The sequence below is a fragment of the Candidatus Phyllobacterium onerii genome, assembly GCF_028331445.1.
Lineage (GTDB): Bacteria > Pseudomonadota > Alphaproteobacteria > Rhizobiales > Rhizobiaceae > Phyllobacterium > Phyllobacterium onerii.
This window is the reverse complement of the sequence record NZ_JAQMHX010000006.1, coordinates 344415-363163: the sequence shown is the minus strand read 5'-3', so window position 1 is coordinate 363163 and position 18749 is coordinate 344415. Positions and strand designations below refer to the sequence as shown.

Annotated in this window: 22 protein-coding genes and 1 tRNA gene; 17 read left to right on the top strand and 6 right to left on the bottom strand. The window is 58.0% G+C overall.

Going from position 1 to position 18749, the window contains the following annotated elements; genetic code table 11:
* Nucleotides 1–37: 37 nt before the first annotated feature.
* Nucleotides 38–400 carry a nuclear transport factor 2 family protein gene (locus PHA01_RS16510; RefSeq protein WP_271897322.1) on the bottom strand — a complete coding sequence of 121 codons (363 nt, stop codon included), beginning with the start codon at nt 398–400 and terminating at the stop codon, nt 38–40.
* A gap of 245 nt (nt 401–645) precedes the next feature.
* Here PHA01_RS16510 and PHA01_RS16505 point away from each other — a divergent pair, with 245 nt between their 5' ends.
* Nucleotides 646–2043 carry a sensor histidine kinase gene (locus tag PHA01_RS16505; RefSeq protein ID WP_271897320.1) on the top strand — a complete coding sequence of 466 codons (1398 nt, stop codon included), beginning with the start codon at nt 646–648 and terminating at the stop codon, nt 2041–2043.
* Complete coding sequence (locus PHA01_RS16500) at nt 2040–2714, top strand: response regulator (RefSeq protein ID WP_271897318.1); 675 nt, start codon at nt 2040–2042, stop codon at nt 2712–2714. The genes PHA01_RS16505 and PHA01_RS16500 overlap by 4 nt, the downstream gene beginning before the upstream one ends.
* 6 nt (nt 2715–2720) lie before the next feature.
* Here PHA01_RS16500 and PHA01_RS16495 read toward each other — a convergent pair whose 3' ends face one another.
* Entirely contained in the window at nt 2721–3236 is a 516-nt protein-coding gene (locus PHA01_RS16495; RefSeq protein ID WP_271897316.1) for a hypothetical protein, read from the bottom strand.
* Between the two features lie 271 nt (nt 3237–3507).
* On the opposite strand from PHA01_RS16495, the gene PHA01_RS16490 reads away from it, so the two are divergent.
* Nucleotides 3508–3936 (top strand): hypothetical protein, encoded by a 429-nt coding sequence (locus tag PHA01_RS16490; RefSeq protein ID WP_271897314.1) that lies wholly within the window; start codon nt 3508–3510, stop codon nt 3934–3936.
* Nucleotides 3937–4304: 368 nt separating this feature from the next.
* Here PHA01_RS16490 and PHA01_RS16485 read toward each other — a convergent pair.
* Nucleotides 4305–4389, bottom strand: a tRNA-Leu gene (locus tag PHA01_RS16485).
* Between the two features lie 260 nt (nt 4390–4649).
* On the opposite strand from PHA01_RS16485, the gene PHA01_RS16480 reads away from it, so the two are divergent.
* Nucleotides 4650–5240, top strand: a complete 591-nt coding sequence (locus PHA01_RS16480) for a YqaA family protein (RefSeq protein ID WP_271897312.1) — start codon at nt 4650–4652, stop codon at nt 5238–5240.
* Between the two features lie 33 nt (nt 5241–5273).
* Entirely contained in the window at nt 5274–5777 is a 504-nt protein-coding gene (locus PHA01_RS16475) for a disulfide bond formation protein B (protein ID WP_271897310.1), read from the top strand.
* 169 nt (nt 5778–5946) lie between these two features.
* Here the strand turns inward: PHA01_RS16475 and PHA01_RS16470 are convergent, their stop codons facing one another.
* Both PHA01_RS16470 and PHA01_RS16465 read right to left on the bottom strand, forming a co-directional pair.
* Nucleotides 5947–6504, bottom strand: coding sequence for an HNH endonuclease (locus tag PHA01_RS16470; RefSeq protein ID WP_114431685.1), 558 nt, complete (start codon nt 6502–6504; stop codon nt 5947–5949).
* Nucleotides 6505–6614: 110 nt separating this feature from the next.
* Nucleotides 6615–7259, bottom strand: coding sequence for a DNA-3-methyladenine glycosylase family protein (locus PHA01_RS16465; protein ID WP_271897307.1), 645 nt, complete (start codon nt 7257–7259; stop codon nt 6615–6617).
* An 80-nt stretch (nt 7260–7339) separates the two neighbouring features.
* Here PHA01_RS16465 and gluQRS point away from each other — a divergent pair, with 80 nt between their 5' ends.
* Complete coding sequence (gene gluQRS, locus PHA01_RS16460) at nt 7340–8200, top strand: tRNA glutamyl-Q(34) synthetase GluQRS (RefSeq protein ID WP_271897305.1); 861 nt, start codon at nt 7340–7342, stop codon at nt 8198–8200.
* 67 nt (nt 8201–8267) lie between these two features.
* On the top strand, nt 8268–9152 hold the full coding sequence (locus PHA01_RS16455; RefSeq protein WP_271897402.1) for a DMT family transporter: 885 nt from the start codon (nt 8268–8270) through the stop codon (nt 9150–9152).
* Here PHA01_RS16455 and PHA01_RS16450 read toward each other — a convergent pair.
* Nucleotides 9119–9973, bottom strand: a complete 855-nt coding sequence (locus PHA01_RS16450) for a YihY/virulence factor BrkB family protein (RefSeq protein WP_271897303.1) — start codon at nt 9971–9973, stop codon at nt 9119–9121. The two genes, PHA01_RS16455 and PHA01_RS16450, sit on opposite strands and share 34 nt — an antisense overlap.
* Before the next feature lie 94 nt (nt 9974–10067).
* Here PHA01_RS16450 and PHA01_RS16445 point away from each other — a divergent pair, with 94 nt between their 5' ends.
* The 10 genes from PHA01_RS16445 to PHA01_RS16400 all read left to right on the top strand — a co-directional run bounded on the left by PHA01_RS16445 (nt 10068) and on the right by PHA01_RS16400 (nt 18747).
* Complete coding sequence (locus PHA01_RS16445) at nt 10068–10901, top strand: SDR family oxidoreductase (protein ID WP_271897301.1); 834 nt, start codon at nt 10068–10070, stop codon at nt 10899–10901.
* Nucleotides 10902–10944: 43 nt separating this feature from the next.
* The gene (locus PHA01_RS16440; RefSeq protein WP_112523457.1) at nt 10945–11142 is read left to right on the top strand and encodes a twin transmembrane helix small protein; all 198 of its coding nucleotides are present in this window, start codon (nt 10945–10947) and stop codon (nt 11140–11142) included.
* A 13-nt stretch (nt 11143–11155) separates the two neighbouring features.
* The gene (locus PHA01_RS16435) at nt 11156–11737 is read left to right on the top strand and encodes a cob(I)yrinic acid a,c-diamide adenosyltransferase (RefSeq protein WP_271897298.1); all 582 of its coding nucleotides are present in this window, start codon (nt 11156–11158) and stop codon (nt 11735–11737) included.
* 50 nt (nt 11738–11787) lie between these two features.
* A complete protein-coding gene (locus PHA01_RS16430; protein ID WP_271897296.1) occupies nt 11788–12549 on the top strand; it encodes a rhomboid family intramembrane serine protease in 762 nt (253 codons plus the stop codon).
* Nucleotides 12550–12731: 182 nt separating this feature from the next.
* Nucleotides 12732–13484, top strand: a complete 753-nt coding sequence (locus PHA01_RS16425; RefSeq protein ID WP_271897294.1) for an electron transfer flavoprotein subunit beta/FixA family protein — start codon at nt 12732–12734, stop codon at nt 13482–13484.
* A gap of 18 nt (nt 13485–13502) precedes the next feature.
* Nucleotides 13503–14432 (top strand): electron transfer flavoprotein subunit alpha/FixB family protein, encoded by a 930-nt coding sequence (locus PHA01_RS16420; protein WP_271897292.1) that lies wholly within the window; start codon nt 13503–13505, stop codon nt 14430–14432.
* Nucleotides 14433–14536: 104 nt separating this feature from the next.
* The gene (locus PHA01_RS16415) at nt 14537–15418 is read left to right on the top strand and encodes a 3-hydroxybutyryl-CoA dehydrogenase (protein WP_271897290.1); all 882 of its coding nucleotides are present in this window, start codon (nt 14537–14539) and stop codon (nt 15416–15418) included.
* 147 nt (nt 15419–15565) lie between these two features.
* Nucleotides 15566–16189, top strand: coding sequence for an exopolysaccharide biosynthesis protein (locus PHA01_RS16410; protein ID WP_271897288.1), 624 nt, complete (start codon nt 15566–15568; stop codon nt 16187–16189).
* Nucleotides 16190–16191: 2 nt separating this feature from the next.
* Complete coding sequence (locus PHA01_RS16405) at nt 16192–16668, top strand: YaiI/YqxD family protein (RefSeq protein WP_271897286.1); 477 nt, start codon at nt 16192–16194, stop codon at nt 16666–16668.
* Nucleotides 16669–16818: 150 nt separating this feature from the next.
* On the top strand, nt 16819–18747 hold the full coding sequence (locus tag PHA01_RS16400) for a DEAD/DEAH box helicase (RefSeq protein WP_271897285.1): 1929 nt from the start codon (nt 16819–16821) through the stop codon (nt 18745–18747).
* Nucleotides 18748–18749: the final 2 nt, after the last annotated feature.

Below are 18749 nucleotides of genomic sequence, written 5' to 3'. Positions count from 1 at the left end.
AGAGAGTCGCTTCACAATTGGCTTTGGCAGGGTAGCGTCAGGCTTCGAGATAGCAGAAGCGCTCCTCGACAATCTTTCCGTCCCGGACCGTATAGATTCCAACTTCGTCCAAGGTCATGCGCTGCCCCGTAGCCCTGGGTGTTACGTCCATGGTAAAGCGCACAACAAATTGGTCGCCGTTAACATATGGACCTTCCACGTTACCGCCATGCACTTCGTGGTTTGCTTGCCACCACTCACCCTTGGCTTTGACGGCATCCTTGCCCCGGCAAACGGCCATTGGGCCTTCCATAGCTTCATGGCTTACGATGGCGTCGGCATTGTATTTTGCCCCTGCGCCCTCGTGATCGCCGTTTTTCAGAATATTCGTGAAATCCTTGGCAAGTTCTAGCGTTGTCATCAGCTGTCTCCTGTTCAAGCGATAGGCCGCCATTCACTCTCACCTAACATCATATCATTCACCGCCCATGGCGAATATGTCCTTCTGAAGATGTGCCGTCATTTTGATTGAAGGCCGATTCCGCAAGCTGAAGGTGCTCGAAACTGGCCGCGACGAATAAGTCGGTGTGCTGAAGTGTTTACCTCGAATGCGGTCGCCCTGGCGATGCAATAGGTTCAGAATACTGTCGCTAGGAGCGAACGCTGATGACGACCCTCGCCAAATCCGCGCCGCCCGCAGACCCACCCGAATTGTTTGGGGGAATGAGTCTCGCCCGGCAGTTCATCCTGGCAGCCACTATTGTACTGATACTGGGCATGGCCGTTATCGCTTTCTGGGTGACTTCCCGCATAGAAGATTCGGTCACCCGCAATGCCGCCGCGGCCACAGCCCTCTATGTCGATAGTGTCATCGCGCCTCTGACACAGGAGCTTGCCGACTCCCAAGCACTGGGAGAAGGTGCCCGGCTGGCCTTGACCGAGACACTCGGCCAAGGCGTGCTCGGCAACAAGCTGGTCTCCTTCAAGATATGGAAGCCTGATGGCACTGTGGTGTTCAGCAACCAACAGGATATTGTTGGTCGCCAATTCCCAATGACCGGTCGCCTACGGGGAGCCCTCGCTGGCGCGGTCCAAGCGGAATTCGATCAACTCGACAGTGCCGAAAATGCGGAGGAACGTGCCAAAGGAATTCCCCTGCTCGAGATATATAGCCCGATCCGGCAACCATGGTCGGGTCGCGTTATTGGTGTTGCTGAGTTCTACGAAATAGCATCCGATCTGCAATCTGATCTTGCGCTTGTCCGAAAACGCAGCTGGATCGTGGTCGGCCTCGTCACGTTGGCCATGCTGGGAACTCTGTTCGGGATTGTTGCACGCGGCAGCCGATTGATCGCGCGGCAGGCGGACGTCTTGAGAGACAGGTTCGATGAACTCAATCGCCTGCTGCATTCAAACAGATCTCTTCGATTGCGTGCCGAGAAGGCAGCGCACCGTACCGCGACGCTCAATGAACAGTATCTCCGGCGTATCTCGGCCGAGCTTCACGATGGTCCCGCCCAGCTCATTGCGCTGGCCTGCCTGCGTCTCGAAACTGCGACCAAGGGAACAGCCGCCGGTTCCGATTTGGAAAACGTGACGACCTCGCTAGAGGAAGCGTTGCGAGAGGTCCGCAATATCTGTCACGGCCTGATGCTGCCGGAACTTGATGATTTGGGTACAGAGGAGATACTAAAGCGGGTGATCAAGGGGCACGAAAGCAGGACCAGAACGACCGTCGATTTCCAAAGCAGCGACAACTTGCCCGATTTGAACCAAGCGGAAAAGATCGGCGTCTACAGATTTGTCCAGGAAACGCTCAACAACGCTTTTCGCCATGCCAACGGGATCGCCCAGAAAGTCATCGCCGGGTCGACCCAAGACGGGTTGAGTGTAACGGTCTCCGACGAGGGTCAGGGCTTTGATGCCGCCCGTCCTGACAAGGGCCTCGGACTGACGGGCCTGGAAGAACGGTTGGCTGGGCTGGGCGGGACGTTCGCGGTCAAATCGTCGCCGGGACGGGGTACAACAGTCACCATGCACATCCCAGGAGCGCAGGACACATGAACGAAGCAAGCATCCGTATTGTCGTCGTCGACGATCATCCATTTTTTCGGCAGGGTGTTACGGTCAGCCTGTCCGAGCAGAATGGATTCAAGGTAGTTGGAGAGGGTTCGAGCGCCAGCGACGCTGTCCGCTTGGTCGGCGAGTTACAGCCGAATGTTGCGCTGCTTGACCTTTCAATGCCGGGTGGTGGGCTGAACGCCCTTCTCAGCATTCTCGAAGCGAGCCCTGATCTGAAAGTCGTTATCCTCACTGTCTCCGAAAACGATGAGGATGTGCTGCAGGCCCTGCGCAGCGGGGCACACGGGTACGTTCTGAAAGGCGTCAGGGCAGCAGCCCTTTGCGAAATCATCCAGAATGTCGTTGCCGGTGAGCGCTATGTGTCGCCAGCGCTTGCCGCACGCATTCTGATGGAAATGCGTAGCTCCAACACCGAGGTTGGGCTCAATCAAACTGATTCCGACAATCACGATGCCATCCACTCCCTGACACCGCGCGAGGAGCAAATACTTGGCTTGGTATCCAACGGCAAAAGCAACAAGGAAGTCGCACGGGAAATCGGCTTGCAGGAAAAAACCATCAAACACCACATGACCAGCATCCTGCAGAAACTGCAGGTGCGCAACCGCACCGAAGCTGCCCTTTTGTTGCGGGCGGCCCGACCACAATCCTGAAACAAGTTAGCGCGAACCGGCTTGGTTGATGCGAAGCCCATCGGCCGGGTTTGCCTTCCGGTTGATGACGCGACGGCCGGCCGGATCGAAGATCTCGTAGCGGCCATTGCGAATGCGCTCCCTCCATCCGCCCTGATAGGTCCGTTCCTGTCTCCCGGTACCCGACGTCGCACCCGATCTGTCACCGCCTGAGTCATCAGAACCGGAACTGTGCGAACCACCCCCGCTGGACCCGGAGCCGGAATTGTCCGAGCCACTATTGCCGGAGCCTGAACCACTACTGCCGGAGCCCCCACTTGAGCCCGATCCTGATCCACTATCGCCAGAACCTGAACCACTACTGCCCGAGCCTCCACTTGAGCCCGAACCGGAGCTTCCCCCGGAACTCGAACCCTTGTCGCTCCAGGCATTACCCGTTGGACCGAAGACGCCAAGCAACAGGCCGAGAAGGACTATCAAGACGCGGCTTATGCCCGCGGCCCGGCTGGCCATTGAGATTGAACAGACGTCTGTCGAAGTCAAAACATTCACCTCACAAAACGATCTCGAACCTGCTGAATTCTATGGCGCCGTGGCATGCCGTGCAACGACACAGATTTTCAACTTTCTGCCGCTATCATGAAATCGTGATTTCTAGCGTTACAGTGATCAGCATGCACCTGCAGAAAAGCCCTCTTCGCTCCGGCGCATGACGGGGAAATGCGCCGGCATCAAGCGAAGTGACTCACGGCGCAGACGCGGGCCGGATCGAAATGTTTGTGATTGGACCAGGATTGCGACGGAAGTCTCCGCCATGAGGCTTCACGGTTACAGCACGCACGCCGTGCTCGCGTTCGACTTCGACCTCCAGCACGCGACCGAGATTGTCGACGGCAACCAAAGAACCGTTCAGCAGGCCCCGCAAGTTTTCGTCCGAAACATTCAGATCGACCTCGGGCCGATCGCCTCTGGCATCTCGGCCATCGCGACTATCGCGATTATTGTGATTATCGCGATTATCGTTTTCATCCCGATCGTTGTCATGATTATTGTGGCCATGGCCACTGTTACCGGGACCACTGTTGCCGGCCCCACTGTTACCGGACCCACTGCTGCCGCTACCGCCATGGTCATCGCCGCCATCGTGATCGCTGCCCGGACCGCTGTTGTCCGATCCGCTTCGGGCAATCAGGACCGAGTTGGTCGTGCCGGATGCAATCGGGCCGGGGTCGGATCGAGCTGACGCGCTCGCACTTGCGGCGAAACCAAAAAGACTCAGTGCAACCACACTGGTCCCTGCCAAAATGGATTGAGCGATTCTCATATTGAAGAACTCCCTAAAGGTTGCCGCTACCCGCTAAGCGGAGCGGCGACGAGCCAGACGGTTCGTCTTCCTGAAGGAATTAGACCGCCGATCTGGAGGAATTTATACGGCCCACAGACCTATGCCATGAACGTTCGGACCTTGGTCTGACCGCAGGTGAACGGGACACTCAACCTTGCGGTCGGTAGATTGCCGTCAAACTTCTCATACTCGGCGTGAAATATTTTCGCCTACCTGCTGACTGGAAGCATTGCGCTCTTTTCCGACGCACTGGCAAGCATCATCATTGGTGCCCCCTGCCGGAATCGAACCAGCACTCCTTTCGGAACCTGATTTTGAGTCAGGCGCGTCTACCAATTCCGCCAAGGGGGCCGCAAGAGCCTCGGACATGGGTGAACCCACGACCGTGAAAAGCCAAATACATGCAGAGCCACCCTTCGGTCAACAGCAATAAGATGATTTCTTAAATGTAACACAGTCGTGTGTTGCCCTGCCCGCACGAGACAAATAGAGGCGAATGGCCAGGAAAACAGCCTTGGCAAAAATTGAGCGAGACGATTCCATTTGGCTGCGGTTTGCTCTAAAGATCACCCGACTTTTCAAAAATAGCCTCCCCCACAGGAACCGACTTGATGCTGCGCAGACTATACGATTGGACCATGTCTCTGGCTGCGCGCAAATCGGCGGAAGTCTGGCTTGCAGTCATCGCGTTCATCGAAAGCTCGGTGTTCCTGGTTCCGGCCGATGTGCTATTCCTGCCGATGGCGCTGGCGCGTCCGCAGCGCGCCTACCGCTATGCGCTGGTGGCAACCGTCGCGTCGGTCCTCGGAGGCATCGCGGGCTGGCTGCTCGGCTACTACGCCTATGAAACACTGGCGAAGCCGATCCTTGAAATGTACGGCAAGCTCGATGCCTTCGAGCAGTTGCGCGGTTCGACCAGCGCCGATGCGATCCTGCTCCTGCTCGTCACATCGGGCCTGGCCCACCTGCCGCCGATCAAGGTCGTGACGATCCTTTCCGGAGCGGCCGGGATCAATATCTGGCTGTTCATCATCTCGGCGGTGCTTGCGCGCGGCGCGCGCTTTTTCTTCCTTGCCTGGCTTTTGCGGCGGTATGGGGAGCCTATTCGTGGCTTCATCGAAAAGCGGCTCGGCCTGATCGCCGGTGCAGCCGCCGTTGTCTTGATCTTGCTCTATGCACTGTTCCACTACACCCAGTTGTAAACCGATCGCCATGAATGAGGACGTCAAGATATTATGACTGCAACGAATTCCCCCATCCATTTCAGGACGGCTGTATTTCTCTTCCTCGCAATGATTTTCACGGTCGGGTCCGCGCTCGGTTTTCAATATATCGGCGGCTATCTGCCCTGCAAATTGTGCCTGGAACAGCGCTTTCCCTATTATGCCGGCATTCCGCTGATGGCATTGGCTGTTGCCTCGTCCAGCCTGAAATGGCCAGCGAGCCTTACGCGTCTCCTGCTGGCACTTGGCGGGCTACTCATGCTCATTGGCCTCGGCCTCGCCATCTTCCACGCGGGCGTTGAATGGAAATTCTGGGCCGGACCGACGGATTGCACCGCAGTGTCCATGTCGATCACCACCGATGCGGGTAATCTTTTGAAGGATATGAACGCCATTCACCCGCCCGCATGCGATACGGCTGCGCTGCGCGTACTTGGCCTGTCCTTTGCTGGCTGGAATGCCATCGCCAGCTTTATTCTGATCATCGTCGCATTTCGTGGCGCAGCGAAGGCTTAACTTCGTTCCCTTGTTTAGGCCGCCACGCAAAAACCCTCTGAGAATTCAGCCTGATGGGTCAGCTGGTGTGGTTTTCGAGAACCGTAGCGCAGCGAACTTTTGGGTTCGTGAGCAACGGAAGCGCAGAAAATCGCATCAGATGGCCAATGGGTTGGATTGGCAGAGGTTTTTAGGGTTCCAGCTCGACATCCCAGTACAGATAATCCATCCAGCTTTCGTGCAGATGGTTTGGCGGAAACAGCCGGCCATTATTGTGCAGATCATGCACCGTCGGCTCATAGGGCTTCTGCCTCGGCCACATTTTGGCACGGTTGGGCATCAGCCCGCCCTTGCGAAGATTGCAAGGTGAACAGGCCGCGACGACATTCTCCCAGATCGTTTCGCCGCCCGCACAGCGTGGGATGACGTGATCGAAAGTCAGATCTTCTTCGGAGCCGCAATACTGGCATTCGAACCGGTCGCGCAGGAAGACGTTGAACCGGGTAAAGGCTGGATTGCGGGAGGGTTTGATGTACGTCTTGAGCGATACCACGCTGGGCAGGCGCATCGCGAAAGAGGGCGAGGAAACCTCGTGTTCGTATTCGGCGACGATGTTCACACGGTCAAGAAAAACCGCCTTGATCGCGTCCTGCCAGGACCAGAGCGACAAGGGATAATAACTGAGCGGACGGTAGTCCGCATTGAGTACCAGAGCCGGTAACCCGTCCGGCGAGACGGCTATTGTCAAGGAATCAACTCCCAATCCAACCATCAGGCTTGCATTATTGTAAGCTGGACGTGACAGGAATGTGAAGCAAATTGCGGTGTTTGCTGAGGAAAAACCCCGTTATTTCAACTTCATGGCATTGGTGTGCCATCGCGGCCACGCGTGGCGGCATAGTAAGCCCAGAAAAGTCGGGCGGCAACACCGCGCCACGGGGTCCAGCGCTCGGCAAAGAGCCGCAACGCCTTGGAATCCGGCCGTACTGATTCGCCATAGGCATGGGCATAGGCATGCTGAAGCGCGACGTCGCCCGACGGGAAGACATCCGCATGGCCTGCCGAAAACAGCAGATAGACTTCCGCCGTCCAGGGCCCGATACCCTTCACGTTGGTCATGACCTGCATGGCCTCGTCGATCGGCATATCCGCCAAAGCGGTGAGGTCGAGTTCTCCGGCAATGACTGCTTCGCTGATCCGGGCGAGAGTGGCCTGTTTGGCGCGGGATAGGCCGGCAACCCGCCACGCCTCCTCGCCGGCAGCAAGATAGTTTTCCGGTGTCAGGGGATCGATGATGCTGACAAGCCGCTTCCAGATCGAATCGGCACTGGCCTTGGAGACCTGCTGCGAAACGATCACCGAGGCGAGGCTCTCGAAGCCAGGGACGGAGCGGCGCAGCGGCAGCGGCCCCGCGCGTTCCGCTATCGCCACAAGTTCGGGGTGGGTTTGCAGCAAGGCTTCCAGCCCTTCCGCGATATCCTCGAGCGTATCAATTCTGCGCATTGCGATCGTTCACTTTGCTTCGTTTGGGAAACACCGTATCAATTGCCTTGATACCCACGCAAGAACGCCACTCATCACTCATGACAGTTCCGGTATTTCGTTTCGCCCCCAGCCCCAATGGCCATCTGCACCTCGGCCATGCCTATTCCGCGTTGCTCAACCAGCAGATGGCGCGCGATGCAGGCGGCAGATTGCTCCTGCGCATGGAAGATATCGACCGGGGGCGCTGCACGCCGGAACTCGAACAGACGATGCAGGAGGACCTTCACTGGATCGGCTTCGATTGGGAGAAGCCGGTCCGCCGCCAGTCGGAGCACTTCGCTGTCTACCGTGAGGCGCTCGATAGGCTGATCGATATGGAGCTTGTCTACCCAGCGTTTCTAAGCCGCGGCGAGATCAAAAGCGAAATCGAAAACCTTGGCGGAAATGAGAGTTGGCCGCGCGATCCGGACGGAGCCCTGCTCTATCCGCCAACGGACCGGCAGCTTTCAGCCCGCGAGCGCGAACGGCGCATAAGTGAAGGACAGCCATTTTCGTGGCGCCTGAACATGGACAGCGCACTCGAACACATCGGCGAGCCACTGTTCTGGACCGAACTTGCCGATGAAAAACGCGCTGTTGAAGCGGCACCGGGCGTTTGGGGTGACGTCATCATTGCGCGAAAGGATATGCCGACGAGCTATCATCTATCCGTCGTGATCGACGACGCGCTGCAAGACATCACTCACGTCGTGCGCGGCGAGGACCTTTTCCAGGCGACCAGCGTCCATCGCCTGCTGCAGCGATTATTCGATATCGAGCCACCTCTCTATCATCACCATGCACTTATCCTGGATCGAGACGGGGAGAAACTTTCGAAAAGCCGCAAGAACACGGCGTTGCGTTCACTGCGGCAAGAAGGTGTCACCTGTCAGGAGATACACGCTATGATCGGGTTGTGATCTATCGCCGATGTTCGTTCGGGTATAGATCAGCACAACAATGCATTCCCGATCCGGTCCCGTGACTATGCCTGTCCGCTATTTCCCCGCTCTGTTCGTCGTTCTTTGGGCCACCGGCTTCATCGGCGCGCGCTATGCCATGCCCTACATAGAGCCGTTCTATTTCCTAACGATTCGGTTTTTGATCGCGGGCGTTATCCTTGGCGTCTGGGTGGTACTCGATGGCAATCACTGGCCCAGCAAACGTGGTGCAATGCACGCGATCATTGCGGGATGCCTCATACACGGAGCCTATCTCGGCGCCGCCTTCTGGGCCATTCACAATGGATTGCCCGCAGGCATGTCAGCACTCGTCGTTGGACTGCAGCCCTTGATCACAGCGCTGATCGCAGGGCTGGTCCTTGGCGAATCCATCCAGCCGCGTCATTGGGCCGGGCTTGCCGTCGGCTGCATCGGCGTCGCCATGGTCCTTTGGCCAAAGCTCGTCATTTCTGCCGGCGGCATCACCCCGGCAACCGTTTCGGCAGCAATCTTTTCAGTTGTCGCCATCAGCATTGGCACCGTCTGGCAGAAACGCTTCGTCGGCACTATCGACTTGAAGGCGGGTACGACCCTGCAATATCTCGGCGCTGCCGTCCTCACCGGCATATGCTCGCTGTTACTGGAAACGCACACGATAATCTGGTCGGGCGAATTGGTATTCGCGATGTTCTGGCTGGTGTTCGTCCTGTCGATCGGCGCTGTGCTTCTGCTGATGCTGCTCATCAATCAAGGGGCAGTGTCCAAGGTTGCATCGCTGTTCTATCTGGTTCCGGGTGTCACGGCACTGATGGCCTATGCGCTATTCGGCGAGACACTGACACCGTTCCAGCTGGTCGGAATGGTCATTGCCAGCCTAGGCGTTGCCCTCTCGACGGGTCAGAGACGCGTGGCTTCCTCGATTTCCCAATAACGGATGATCGCGGCATTGATTTCCGCGCCGATGATGAAGATCGCCGCAACAATATAGAGGAAAACGATCGCCGCCATGATCGATGCGAGGCCCGCATAAGTCGACACATAGGTTGCAAAGGTTTCGAGATAACTTGCAAAGATCGTAGCGCCAACGGTCCAGGCAAGCAGCGTCAACAGGACGCCGGGCAAGATCTCGACAAACCGGCGGTGCCCGGCCGGCAGCCACAAATGCACGACCAGCAAGCCGATGATCAGCACAGCCGAGGCAATACAATAGCGCCAGAAACTGATCGTTCCTGATACGAGAACCAGTTCCGGGACATAGATGGCCGCTATACGCATGGCGAGCGGCGCAAGGATCAGCAGGAAGCTGATGGCCATGATGCCGATCGTCGCGACAATGACATAGCCGAGGCTTTGCAGGCGGCAATAGATGATCGAACGCGTATCGATCACGCGATAAGCGCGGTTGAGCGCCACCCGCAGCGCTTCGATACCGTTCGAGGCAAAATAGGCTGCCGCGATCACGCTGATCGTCAAAAGGCCGCCGCGCTGGATATTGAGGACATTTCGGACTTCCTGCGCAATCGGCTTGGCGATTACCTCCGGCCAAGTATCGAAGATCACATGAACAGCCGTATCGGTGAAGGCGCTTGCGCCAAGAAAACTTGCGAGAGAAGTCGCAAAAATCAGGAACGGAAAAAGCGCAAGAATTCCCGAAAGGGCAACATGGCTTGCGAGCGCCCAACCATCATCGGTGCTGAAATGCCGCCACGTATCGACGACAACACGCCAAAGAAAAGTTTTTGCCCTACGCATCGATTATGGTCTGCCCCTTCCTGACCTCGAGATTGCAAGGCAACGGCGAATATGTGAAGTGTTTAAAACACCTTAGTTGAAACATCCGGTAAACATGGCCCGTTCCAGAACGATTTTGATCACAGGATGTTCCAGCGGCATAGGTGCCCATTGCGCCCGGGCGTTGAAGCAGGATGGCTGGACCGTCTTCGCGACCGCCCGGAATCCCGCAGATATTGAAATGCTTCAGGCAGACGGCTTCACCGCCTTTTACATGGACTACAGCAAATCCGAATCGATCTCTGCGCTGGTCAAAGCAGTGCTCAGCGAAACCGGCGGCACGCTGGATGCGCTTTACAACAACGGCGCCTATGCCTTGCCCGGCGCTGTCGAAGACATTCCGATTGCAACGCTCAGGGAACAGTTCGATGCCGCGTTCTTTGGCTGGCATGAACTGACGCAGCTCATCGTCCCGGTTATGCGGGCACAGGGTCACGGCCGTATCGTTCATTGTTCATCGATTCTCGGCCTCTTGCCGATGAAATGGCGCGGAGCCTATGTTGCCGCGAAGTTCGCGCTTGAAGGCCTCATGCTGACGCAGCGCATGGAACTGAAGGGCTCCGGCATTGAAGTCTCGCTCATTGAACCCGGCGCAATCGAATCGCGTTTCACCTCCAATGCCTTCCAGCAGGTCGAGCGGTATATCGACGTCGAAAAATCGGTGCATTGCGAGGTCTACCGCAAGCTTGTCGGCCAGTTCTCGCTGGAAGGCCGCAAGTCGCGCTTCAAGCTTGGCCCAGAGGCCGTATACGCTGTTCTGAAGCATGCGCTGGAAAGCCCACGTCCCAAGCCCCACTATCTGGTGACGCGACCTGCAAAAATTGCCAACTTTGCCCGCAGATTTCTATCCGCACGTGCGCTATATCGCGTGCTTGCGAGCCAGTCGTGACAGGAGCAGACTGCAGGCAAGTCTGACGATCAAGGAATAGAGTATGGATGTCATTTTCAAATTTCTGGCGCTCGTGGCAATTGCCGCGGTGACCATCGTGCTTCTGATTGGCCTGCGCAACATGATGAAGGGCGGCGACGCCAACTTCTCCAACAAGATGATGCAATTGCGCATATTATTGCAGCTGGTCGCCATTATCCTCATCGTCGGTGCGATCTATTTCCACCGCGCGGCAGGCTAGAGACATCAATCATATGGTCAAGCTCAACAAGATATACACGCGTACGGGCGATGACGGCACGACCGGCCTCGGCAGCGGCGAACGCCGTCTCAAACATGATCTGCGCGTTGAAGCCTACGGCACCGTGGACGAAGCAAATTCTTGTCTCGGGCTTGCTCGGCTCCACACGGAGAAAACGTTCCCCGAGCTCGACGCCATGCTCATGCGCATCCAGAACGACCTCTTCGATCTCGGTGCCGATCTTGCAACGCCCGATACAGGCGAAACGCTTGCCTACGAGCCCTTGCGCATCATCGACAGCCAGGTCCTGCGGCTCGAAACGGAGATCGACCGGTTGAACGCAAACCTTGCGCCATTGCGCTCCTTTGTGCTGCCGGGCGGCTCGCCCGCATCCGCCGCGCTGCACCTTGCCCGCACCGTAGCGCGCCGCGCCGAGCGGCAGATGGTCGAACTCGCCCAGAAGCCGGATGAGACCGTCACACCGGCCGCCCTGAAATACATCAACCGCGTGTCGGATTTTCTCTTCGTCGCCGCCCGCGTGGTCAATGACAATGGCGCGAAGGACGTGTTATGGGTGCCCGGCCACAATCGCTAAATGCCACAATCGCTAAACGTCATAACTGCTAAGCCTGGGGACCGGCGCCGATGTTCATTCCGTTGCATGACGCCAACAGTCTCAAATACATCAAGCTGCAATATGTGACGCTCTCGCTGATCGCCATCAACGTGCTTGTCTATCTGGTCATGGCTGTTGACGGCGAGACTGCCCAGGCCGCCGCGATCGGCCTCGGTTACATACCCGCCGTCATCCATGACATGGCGGTTCTGCCTGCCCGTTATTACTTCGTCCCGTCCGATTTCACCTACATCACCTACGCTTTCCTGCACGCCGACATGTTCCATCTCGGCGGCAATATGCTGTTCCTCTGGGTTTTCGGCGACAATGTCGAAGACGCGCTCGGTCACATCAAGTTTCTGATCTTCTATCTTCTGTGCGCCGCAGCCGGAGCATTCCTGCATGGCGTGATCCTGCCAAATTCAGAAGCGCCGCTCATCGGCGCTTCTGGCGCCATTGCCGGCATTGTCTCCGCCTATCTGCTGCTTCACCCCCGCGTAAAAGTCTGGGTGCTGGCGTTTGGTCGCATTCCCCTGCGCATCCCGGCAATATATCCGCTGGTGCTGTGGGTTGTGATACAATTCGCAATGCTTTTATGGGGCGGGCAGGAACAGGTGTCCTGGCCGGCCCATGTCGGCGGCATCATCGCCGGCGCTGTTCTAATCGTGATCATGAAACGCCGAAGCGTGCCACTGTTTGACCGGGCCATCGTTTCGCCGCGCGCAGTGGTGGTGGATAAGCAACCGGAGCCAGTCACCCGCGAGGCAGAACCGGTCAAGTGGGGCCGATGATCGTTCTTTCAATCGGTTGAACTTGGCGCAGCCAGATTGACCTTTACTCCGCCCATAATTACGGTCCCGCGCAATCCCGGCACAAACGTGTCGTTTTTCTCACCTCCATGTCGGCTTCCGGCAAGCGGGTAGCACCACCGGACAGGTAAATCTGTCCTTCGTTTATTTGAGAGGGAATCCCTATGAAAGTCCTCGTACCGGTAAAGCGGGTAGTCGATTACAACGTGAAGATCAGGGTTAAAGGCGACGGCTCCGGCGTTGAACTTGCCAATGTGAAGATGTCGATGAACCCGTTCGACGAAATCGCAGTCGAGGAAGCGCTCCGTCTGAAGGAAGCCGGCAAGGTAGAGGAAGTGGTCGTCGTATCGATCGGACCGGCGCAGGCGCAGGAAACCATCCGCACCGCGCTCGCCATGGGTGCCGACCGCGGCATTCTCGTCAAGGTCGACGATATCGTCGAGCCGCTCGCTGTCGCCAAGATTTTGAAGGGCGTCGTCGATGCCGAACAGCCAAAGCTGGTCATCCTCGGCAAGCAGGCGATCGATGACGATGCCAACCAGACAGGTCAGATGCTTGCGGCCCTGCTCGGCTGGAGCCAGGGCACCTTCGCATCGAAGGTTGAACTCGGTAACGACAATGCCCAGGTCACGCGCGAAGTCGATGGCGGCCTGCAGACCATCGAAATCACGCTCCCGGCGATCGTCACTACCGATCTCCGCTTGAACCAGCCGCGTTATGCCTCGCTACCGAACATCATGAAGGCCAAGAAAAAGCCGCTGGATGAAAAGTCCGCTGCCGATTATGGCGTCGATACCAAGCCGCGTTTGAAGGTCATCAAGACTGAAGAGCCGGGTGGCCGCAAGGCGGGCGTCAAGGTCAAGGATGTCGCTGAACTCATCAGCAAGCTGAAGAACGAAGCCGGCGTTCTGATTTAAAGGATAAGGAATTTCACCATGGCTATTCTTCTTTTTGCCGAACATGACAACGAGACCCTTTCCGACCAGACCGCAAAGGCACTGACGGCAGCGCTTGCCATCGGCTCCGATGTGCATGTGCTCGTCGCGGGCAAAGGCGCCAAGGGCGTTGCCGATCAGGCTGCCAAGCTTGCCGGTGTCAAAAAGGTTTTGCTGGCCGACAGTGACGATCTGGCCAACCGCCTTGCCGAGGCAAGTGCAGCGCTCATCGTTTCGCTCGCTGGCAATTACGACACGATCATTGCGGCCGCAACCACCAACGGCAAGAACATCCTGCCGCGTGTTGCTGCCCTGCTCGACGTCATGCAGGTCTCGGACATCATCGAGGTGATCTCGGCCGATACGTTCAAGCGCCCGATCTATGCGGGCAACGCCATCCAGACCGTACAGGCAACCGATGCCAAGAAGGTCATCACTGTGCGCACCGCAACCTTCGCGGCAGCCGGCGAAGGCGGTTCGGCTTCCGTCGAGAATGTCAACGCCGCTGCCAACCCCGGCCTGTCGAAGTTCGTCGAAGCCAAGCTTTCCGGCGGCGACCGTCCAGAGCTGACTTCGGCGAGGATCATCATCTCCGGCGGCCGTGCACTCGGCTCGAACGAGAAGTTCAAGGAAGTCATCCTCCCGGTTGCCGACAAGCTCGGTGCAGCCGTTGGCGCCTCGCGCGCTGCGGTGGATGCCGGCTACGCCCCGAACGACTGGCAGGTTGGCCAGACCGGCAAGGTGGTTGCACCGGATCTTTACATCGCCGTCGGTATTTCGGGCGCGATCCAGCATCTGGCTGGCATGAAGGATTCGAAGGTCATCGTCGCCATCAACAAGGACGAGGAAGCCCCGATCTTCCAGGTCGCTGACTACGGTCTCGTCGGCGATCTCTTCGTTATCCTGCCGGAGCTAGAAAAGGCGCTTTGATTATTTAATTCGAACTTTAAAATGAAATTGCTTGGCCGGGGTAGACGAACGCTACCCCGGCCATTTAGTTTGTGTGATATATTCATAAAAAAGCGGATGGAAACATGGCAGGCTCGATCAAGACCGTAGGCATTGTTGGCGCAGGGCAGATGGGCAGCGGTATTGCACATGTCTGCGCTTTGGCTGGATACGATGTTTTGATCCATGACCAGTCGGCGGACCAGATCGAAAAGGCCCTCGCCACCGTCAACGGCAACATGGCCCGCCAGGTATCCCACGGCAAGCTCGAGGAAGCTGAGCGCGTCAAGGGAATGTCGCGTATCCGTCCGGCATTGCGGATGGAGGACCTCGCCGGTGTCGATCTTGCCATTGAAGCAGCCACGGAAGATGAGACCGTAAAACGCAAGATTTTCGCGCAGCTTTGTCCCAACCTCAACCCGGAAGCCATTCTCGCCACCAACACCTCATCGATATCGATCACACGCCTTGCTGCGACCACCGATCGCCCGGAACGATTCATCGGCATTCACTTCATGAATCCGGTTCCGGTGATGCATCTCGTCGAGCTTATTCGCGGCATCGCGACAGAGAACGTCACATTCGAAAGTGCCCGCGAATTTGTCGCCAGCCTCGACAAGACCATTACGGTGTCCGAGGATTTCCCGGCATTCATCGTCAATCGCATCCTTCTGCCGATGATCAACGAAGCGATCTATGTGCTCTATGAGGGCGTCGGCTCGGTCGATGCCATCGACACCGCGATGAAACTCGGCGCCAATCACCCCATGGGACCGTTGCAGCTGGCCGATTTCATCGGCCTCGATACCTGCCTGTCGATCATGCAGGTACTGTATGACGGCCTGGCGGATTCCAAATATCGCCCCTGCCCGCTCCTGGTAAAATATGTCGAGGCCGGTTGGCTCGGACGCAAGGCCGGTCGCGGCTTCTATGATTATCGCGGCGAACATCCCGTTCCGACGCGCTGAATGTCCTCTACGCATGACTGTTGAGATTCGTGCCATGACGCGACGAAAATGGTGGGTTTCGAGCACCGGAGCGCAGCGTACTTTAAGGTACGTGAGCACCGGAGCGCAGAAAAACGCCATTTGCAGGCCGTCAGAGCGTGAATATCGATGAGCGGCGATGATAGCGCGCCGTACGATCTGGATACGCGGCGCTTGTCCAAAGTCCTGGTCGAGATCGGCGCGGATCCTGCGACAAGAATATCGTTCGACGACATTCTCGACGCCTTGTCGGAACGTAGTTTCGGCGCGCTCATGATCCTTTTTGCGGCGCTCAATCTCGTGCCGCTTCCTCCGGGCAGTTCCACGATCTTCGGCATTCCGCTGGTGCTGCTCTCGATCCAGATGCTGCTGGGCTTTGAAAAACCGTGGTTTCCCGCCTTCATGCGGCGCAAATCCATGCAGGTCGAAACCTATCGCAGGTTCATTGCAAGGCTGGAGCCCATGCTCGTTCGCTTTGAAAAGCTGGCACGCCCGCGCTATTGGTTCGTTCCGCAAATGATCGTCGAGCGTGTCGTCAGCATCGTCGCGCTGCTGATGTCGCTGATTGTCATCCTGCCGGTCCCGCTCATCAATCAGCTGCCGGCGCTCGGCATTGTCCTTTTGGCCATCGGCCTTGGCGAACAGGACGGCGTCTGGCTTGGAACAGGCCTATTGGTGGCAGCGCTTGCCGCAGGCATCGCCATCGGGCTCGGCGCCTCGGTCGGGCTCGCGGCCTTGCATATTTTTGGTTGAACATGACAGAAGAGAAAAAGATCACAATTTATGTCGACGCCGATGCCTGCCCGGTAAAAGCGGAAGTTTACCGCGTTGCCGAGCGCTATGGCGTGAAGGTCTACGTCGTCTCCAACTCGATGATGGCAATTCCGCGCGATCCGATGATCGAACGTGTCATCGTCAGCGATGGTTTCGACGCAGCCGACGACTGGATCGCGGAGCGTGTCTCGCGCGGCGATGTTGTGGTGACGGCGGATATTCCACTTGCCAGCCGCTGCGTCAAAGCCGGGGCCGATGCCATTTCGCCGACCGGGCGCGCCTTCACGGAAGCCTCTATCGGCAACACGCTGGCCACGCGCAATCTCATGGACGAGCTTCGTTCTGCCGGGCAGATCACCGGCGGTCCACGCCCATTTTCCCCGAAAGATCGTTCGAGCTTTCTTTCCGCCCTCGACCTCGCTATTGTGCGTTTGAAACGTGCGGGCTTCACCTCCTGACGGGAGTGCGGATGGGAGCTATGCGTTTCTTGGCATTGACGGAACGCGTCGCAGGCTCTACGAGAGCGCAACAAAGCTACATGCGTGCCGCTCGTGCTCCCATTGACGCCGAGCCAACCACACGCCCAAACCAGCACTGAAAGTTCATTGATGACTATTTTTGATTCTATCGCTCCGGCGTTGTCCGGTGCATTGGCAGCCCGTGGCTACGAGACCCTGACGCCGGTGCAGACCGCTGTTCTGGCGCCGGAAGCCGAGGGCGCCGACCTACTGGTCTCAGCCCAGACCGGCTCCGGCAAGACCGTCGCCTTCGGTATCGCCATCGCACCGACCTTGCTTGAAGGCGAAGACCGCTTCACCTCCATTGGCGCACCTTACGCGCTGGTCATCGCCCCGACGCGCGAACTGGCATTGCAGGTTCGCCGCGAACTCGAATGGCTCTACGAGCCGACCGGCGCGCGCATCGCCTCCTGCGTTGGCGGTATGGACATGACCAAGGAGCGCCGCGCGCTTCAACAGGGCGCGCATATCGTCGTCGGCACACCCGGCCGTTTGCGCGACCATATCACCCGCGGTTCGCTCGACATGAAGGAACTGCGCGCAGTCGTGCTCGATGAAGCCGACGAGATGCTCGATCTCGGTTTCCGCGAAGACCTCGAATTCATTCTCGGCGAAGCGCCGAAAGACCGCCGCACCCTGATGTTCTCGGCGACCGTGCCAAAGCCCATCGCTTTGCTCGCCAAGCAGTTCCAGAAGGACGCCCTGCGCATTTCCGCGACGAGCGACCGCGAGCAGCACGCGGATATTGAATATCACATCATGCCAGTGGCGCCGCGTGAGCGCGAAAACGCCATCATCAATTCCCTGCTCTTCTATGATGCGCAAAACACCATTATTTTCGGCTCGACCCGTGAGGCGGTGAAGCATCTGACCAGCCGCCTCTCCAATCGCGGCTTTTCCGTCGTTTCCCTTTCAGGCGAACTCAGCCAGGCCGAACGCACCAACGCCCTGCAGGCGATGCGCGATGGCCGTGCCCGCGTCTGTGTTGCGACCGACGTTGCGGCGCGCGGCATCGACCTGCCCAATCTCGACCTCGTTATCCACGCCGACCTGCCGAACAATTCCGAGACGCTTCTGCATCGTTCGGGACGCACAGGACGCGCGGGACGCAAAGGCATCTGCGTCTTGATCGTACCGGCATCGCGCCGCCGTACCGCCGAGCGCCTGCTGCAGGGTGCCAAGCTGTCAACGACCATGGTACCGCCGCCGGACGCCGATGCGATCAACAAGCGCAACCATGACCGGATTCTCAATGACCCTTCCCTGACGGAAGTCGTGAGCGAGGAAGAGGCCGGATATGTTGCCGAATTGCTCGGCCTGCATTCTGCCGAACAGATCGCCGCCGCCTATTTGCGCCAGCAGATGGCTGCGCGCCCTGCCCCGGAAGAACTTTCCAACACGCCGTCGCACGTTCTGGAACCGATCCGCAAAGGCAGTTTTGACGATCGGCCCGGCCGCGGCGAGCGCGCTCCACGTTCGGATCGCTTTGAGCAGTTCGAAAGCGGAGCATGGTTTTCCTTGAGTGTTGGCCGCAAGCAGCGCGCCGAGCCGCGCTGGCTCCTGCCGCTGATCTGCAAGGCCGGCGATATCACCAAGACCGATGTCGGCTCGATCAAGATCCTCGAGACGGAGACGCGTTTCGAAATCACAGCCAGCAAGGCCGATGCCTTCATGGCGCGGATCAAGCAATTCGGTTCCGGCGAAAAGGGCGTGAATATCACGCGCAGCGAAGGGGCTGGCCCTTCCTCGCCGCGTCGCACTGAGGGCGGCGACTTCAAGCCGAGGAAGCAATTCGGCGAGAAGCGCGAATTCGACAATCGCAAGCCGCGCTCCAATGATGAGAAGCCCAGGACCGATTGGGCGGCCAAGCCAGCGAAGGCAAAGCCGGAAGGCTGGACCACAGAAAAGCCGGAAAAGCCGAAGAAAACACCAAAAGAACGCAAACCAGGCGAACTGCATGGCTTTGACAAGTACAAGGCCAAGAAGGCACGGAAAGCCGCAGCAGGAGGAGCTGAGTAATT

What these genes read in the sequence shown, in the direction of transcription:
- PHA01_RS16510 (WP_271897322.1), bottom strand. Translation starts at nt 400, where the DNA reads ATGACAACGCTAGAACTTGCCAAGGATTTCACGAATATTCTGAAAAAC.
- PHA01_RS16505 (WP_271897320.1), top strand. Translation starts at nt 646, where the DNA reads ATGACGACCCTCGCCAAATCCGCGCCGCCCGCAGACCCACCCGAATTG.
- PHA01_RS16500 (WP_271897318.1), top strand. Translation starts at nt 2,040, where the DNA reads ATGAACGAAGCAAGCATCCGTATTGTCGTCGTCGACGATCATCCATTT.
- PHA01_RS16490 (WP_271897314.1), top strand. Translation starts at nt 3,508, where the DNA reads ATGAGGCTTCACGGTTACAGCACGCACGCCGTGCTCGCGTTCGACTTC.
- PHA01_RS16480 (WP_271897312.1), top strand. Translation starts at nt 4,650, where the DNA reads ATGCTGCGCAGACTATACGATTGGACCATGTCTCTGGCTGCGCGCAAA.
- PHA01_RS16475 (WP_271897310.1), top strand. Translation starts at nt 5,274, where the DNA reads ATGACTGCAACGAATTCCCCCATCCATTTCAGGACGGCTGTATTTCTC.
- PHA01_RS16465 (WP_271897307.1), bottom strand. Translation starts at nt 7,259, where the DNA reads ATGCGCAGAATTGATACGCTCGAGGATATCGCGGAAGGGCTGGAAGCC.
- gluQRS (WP_271897305.1), top strand. Translation starts at nt 7,340, where the DNA reads ATGACAGTTCCGGTATTTCGTTTCGCCCCCAGCCCCAATGGCCATCTG.
- PHA01_RS16455 (WP_271897402.1), top strand. Translation starts at nt 8,268, where the DNA reads ATGCCTGTCCGCTATTTCCCCGCTCTGTTCGTCGTTCTTTGGGCCACC.
- PHA01_RS16450 (WP_271897303.1), bottom strand. Translation starts at nt 9,973, where the DNA reads ATGCGTAGGGCAAAAACTTTTCTTTGGCGTGTTGTCGTCGATACGTGG.
- PHA01_RS16445 (WP_271897301.1), top strand. Translation starts at nt 10,068, where the DNA reads ATGGCCCGTTCCAGAACGATTTTGATCACAGGATGTTCCAGCGGCATA.
- PHA01_RS16440 (WP_112523457.1), top strand. Translation starts at nt 10,945, where the DNA reads ATGGATGTCATTTTCAAATTTCTGGCGCTCGTGGCAATTGCCGCGGTG.
- PHA01_RS16435 (WP_271897298.1), top strand. Translation starts at nt 11,156, where the DNA reads ATGGTCAAGCTCAACAAGATATACACGCGTACGGGCGATGACGGCACG.
- PHA01_RS16430 (WP_271897296.1), top strand. Translation starts at nt 11,788, where the DNA reads ATGTTCATTCCGTTGCATGACGCCAACAGTCTCAAATACATCAAGCTG.
- PHA01_RS16425 (WP_271897294.1), top strand. Translation starts at nt 12,732, where the DNA reads ATGAAAGTCCTCGTACCGGTAAAGCGGGTAGTCGATTACAACGTGAAG.
- PHA01_RS16420 (WP_271897292.1), top strand. Translation starts at nt 13,503, where the DNA reads ATGGCTATTCTTCTTTTTGCCGAACATGACAACGAGACCCTTTCCGAC.
- PHA01_RS16415 (WP_271897290.1), top strand. Translation starts at nt 14,537, where the DNA reads ATGGCAGGCTCGATCAAGACCGTAGGCATTGTTGGCGCAGGGCAGATG.
- PHA01_RS16410 (WP_271897288.1), top strand. Translation starts at nt 15,566, where the DNA reads ATGAGCGGCGATGATAGCGCGCCGTACGATCTGGATACGCGGCGCTTG.
- PHA01_RS16405 (WP_271897286.1), top strand. Translation starts at nt 16,192, where the DNA reads ATGACAGAAGAGAAAAAGATCACAATTTATGTCGACGCCGATGCCTGC.
- PHA01_RS16400 (WP_271897285.1), top strand. Translation starts at nt 16,819, where the DNA reads ATGACTATTTTTGATTCTATCGCTCCGGCGTTGTCCGGTGCATTGGCA.